This is a genomic window from Wolbachia endosymbiont of Nasonia oneida, assembly GCF_009012935.1.
Taxonomy (GTDB): domain Bacteria; phylum Pseudomonadota; class Alphaproteobacteria; order Rickettsiales; family Anaplasmataceae; genus Wolbachia; species Wolbachia pipientis.
The window spans coordinates 1-3,108 of the sequence record NZ_QESS01000036.1; the positions used below are offsets into that span (position 1 = coordinate 1).

The following is a 3,108-nucleotide window of genomic DNA, read 5'->3' on the forward strand; positions in this document are numbered from 1 at the left end:
TTCTCCACCTAGAAGGTGGAGGCTTGTACCATCTTATGGAAAGTCAATTGGTTTGTGAATGATCTGAACATTAAAGATTGTAAAATATATCCTGCAGTTGAATTTCAAGATGATTCCGCAATATTACCTGATGATTGGCAAGTAGGGGGTGTAACCAGAGATAATGCTCAGCTAATTTCAAAAGATGCGAGTGGAAACCCAAGGTATGGTGGCACAGTTAGTGATGCAGCGTTGATAAGATATATAGAAGAGTTACGCAGCAGAGGCTACAAGGTGATGCTCTATCCAGTGCCCTTGCTTGACACAAAGAACAAAGAGTGGCGAGGAAAATTGAGCGGGACCCCTGGGGATATAAGTGATTTTTTTGAGAATCAATATAACAAATTTATAGAGCATTATGCAAGCATTGCCAAACAGACTAAAGTAGAAGGGTTTATCATCGGTTCTGAATTTGCGCAACTTACCAAAATCAGGGATGAACAAGGGAATTACCCTGCCGTTATAGAGCTGGTCAAGCTTGCAAAACAGATAAAACTTCAGCTTGGGGAAGAAGTAACGGTAACTTACGCTGCTGATTGGAGTGAATACCATTCATATGATGGTTGGTATAATATGGATGAGCTTTGGTCTTCAGAGTACATCGACGTTATTGGCATAGATGCTTATTTTCCACTGACTGATGGGCCAGAGCCTCCTTTTGGTTATTCCGCGGAAGATGTAATGGGTGGTTGGAGCAGTGGAGTGGGGTATGATTATTTCTATGATTACTCAAAGGGTGAGCCTGAAAAAGTAAAGTATAACGACAGCAGGTATGCGTGGAAAAACATAGCAAAATGGTAGAGTGAAACTCACATAAATCCAGGTGGTAGCAAAACAAAATGGCAACCAAAAATGAAAAAAATATGGTTTACTGAATATGGATTTCCCAGTATGAACGGCTGCACTAATGAGCCAAATGTGTTTGTTGATAAAGGCAGCATAGAGAGCAAATATCCACGATATTCAAACGGAGAGGTGAGCTTTCTTTCGCAAAAAATTGCAATTGAAGGAACGCTAAAGAAGTGGCAAAGCTCGGAAATGGTAGAAAAAATGTTTCTCTGGGCATGGGATGCAAGGCCATTTCCTTATTTCCCCAATTTGTGTGATATGTGGACTGACTGCCATAATTGGCAGACAGGACATTGGATTCAGGGAAAGCTTTCACAGCTTAATATTTCCGATGTTTTATCGGATCTATTACAAAAAGCAGGTTTAAAAAGCGATCAGTTCGATACGAGTGATGTTAAAGGATTATTGTCTGGATATGTAATAAATGACCAGCAATCGGTACGTTCAATTATTAAAATGCTGCAAAGTTGCTATTTTTTTGATGTGGTTGAACAGGACTCTAAACTGAAATTTGTCCAAAAGGGCAGGGGAGTTACGACTGAAATACCAATTGGTGAAACGGTTTTCAGTAACAATTCAAAACTTGCTAATATCAGTCAATTAGATTTAAACAATAAAGTTAACGTCGTTTATTTTAATCGCAATTTTGGCTATCCAATTGATGTTAAATATGCTGAGTTGCCAAAGCAAGGCGCTGCTATAACAGTTGAAATACCGCTCATTATGGAGGAGGGAGAGGCGCAAAATATAGCTGAGGTTTTACTTTATTCTTCGTGGCAAGAGAGAAATATATACAATTTCAAGCTGCCGATAAAATATGCGTGGCTTGTGCCAAGTGATGTAATAACGATTTTAGACGGTGAGAAAAAGCATACGGTGAGAATTATAAAAACAAAATTCGAAAGCATGTCCATTCAAGTAATTGGCGTTGGTTATGATCACTCTATATATAAGCTTTCTTTTCCTTCAACAAGGTCACTTATGCTGAAGGAATACCCTCCTTCTCATATCAGCAAAACCATCGTAGAAATGATAGATTTACCGGATATTAAAGGTAATAGTGCAAGCTTTACTTTAATTAGTGAGGAAAAGAATTGGAAAGGAGCAACACTCTTTATTTCGTACAACGATAAGGATTATAAGCCTATCGCAAACACAAACAAGCAGTCTACTTACGGATATGTAATGGAATCTACCGACGAGGGGCTTATAGTAGTGCTACGTTTTGGTAAGCTGCTAGGAATTATCGATTCAAATTCAGCATTAATCGGAAAAGAGGTAATAAAATTCCAGAGTGCTGAACTTATAGATAAAAATAAATATAAGCTTAGTAACCTAATCAGAGGACAAGAAGGTACTAAAGAGACTGCAGGTGAAAAATTTGTTCTACTTGATGATTCAATAATATCTTTCGAAGTGCAAAGGGGAAAAAAGTTTTACCTAAAAGCAGTGACTTACGGTGACTCGCTGGAAAATACGGAAGTGAAAGTGATAAATTCATTTAGTAATTGAAATTTAATAAAGTAAGTGCTAGAATTAATATACAGGTATTAATGGTAGAGATATAACATGTCAAAGGAAATGGTCAATGCGTTGAAAGCTGAAGTGAAGAAGCTCAAATATGCTGATTTCAAAGCTAACACTTGGGACGAAGTAATTTCTGGTGAGGGAACATATAAGGATCTTAATAGAACACACGGCCTTGCTATTAACGGACAAAAAATAACTAACGAATTTATTAACGATCTGTATTCAAACCATAAAAATCTAATTCTACGGGATGAAAACGGAAAAGGGAATTATCGTCCATTTCTCAGACAAATTTTTACAGAAATGTTTAAACACGTTGGTGCAACAATTCCCAATAACTCTATTATTGAGGAGTTAATAAATAACTATTATCAGGGCGGATATACTCATTTTCTTCCTAATGATATGAATCAAGCTCTTGGATCTTTTCATTTGTCAACGCAAGGCAACTGTATGACAAGAGAGTATATTATGGATTGTCGTGAACCCAATTGTATAAAGCTTAGTTTTAGCATGAAATATACAAAAATGCTTAACTATGATGATTGTACATATATCGAAACACCAGGTTTTTGCAGTTCAGCGGAGTTTAAGCTGAAATGTAAGGATGAAAATGTGACGTATGAAGACGGTAAGGTATTGCTCACTGCCATTAAGTTAAGGAAGGAATGGTAAAAAACGAACCAGAAG

At 37.1% G+C, this 3,108-nt stretch carries 2 protein-coding genes and 1 pseudogene; all 3 read left to right on the forward strand.

Annotation, left to right across the window (positions count from 1 at the left end):
- Nucleotides 1–54: 54 nt before the first annotated feature.
- Nucleotides 55–1,767, forward strand: a pseudogene (locus DEF52_RS06945) (glycoside hydrolase/phage tail family protein); the annotation flags it as partial.
- A 306-nt stretch (nt 1,768–2,073) separates the two neighbouring features.
- Entirely contained in the window at nt 2,074–2,400 is a 327-nt protein-coding gene (locus DEF52_RS07085) for a GTA baseplate fiber-binding domain-containing protein (RefSeq protein ID WP_458695315.1), read from the forward strand.
- A gap of 57 nt (nt 2,401–2,457) precedes the next feature.
- Nucleotides 2,458–3,093, forward strand: a complete 636-nt coding sequence (locus DEF52_RS05885; RefSeq protein ID WP_237357375.1) for a hypothetical protein — start codon at nt 2,458–2,460, stop codon at nt 3,091–3,093.
- The last annotated feature ends 15 nt before the right edge of the window (nt 3,094–3,108 follow it).

Bases quoted from the DNA above. Each gene is read 5' to 3' on its own strand.
- DEF52_RS05885 (WP_237357375.1), top strand. From the start codon at position 2,458: ATGTCAAAGGAAATGGTCAATGCGTTGAAAGCTGAAGTGAAGAAGCTC.
- DEF52_RS07085 (WP_458695315.1), top strand. From the start codon at position 2,074: ATGGAATCTACCGACGAGGGGCTTATAGTAGTGCTACGTTTTGGTAAG.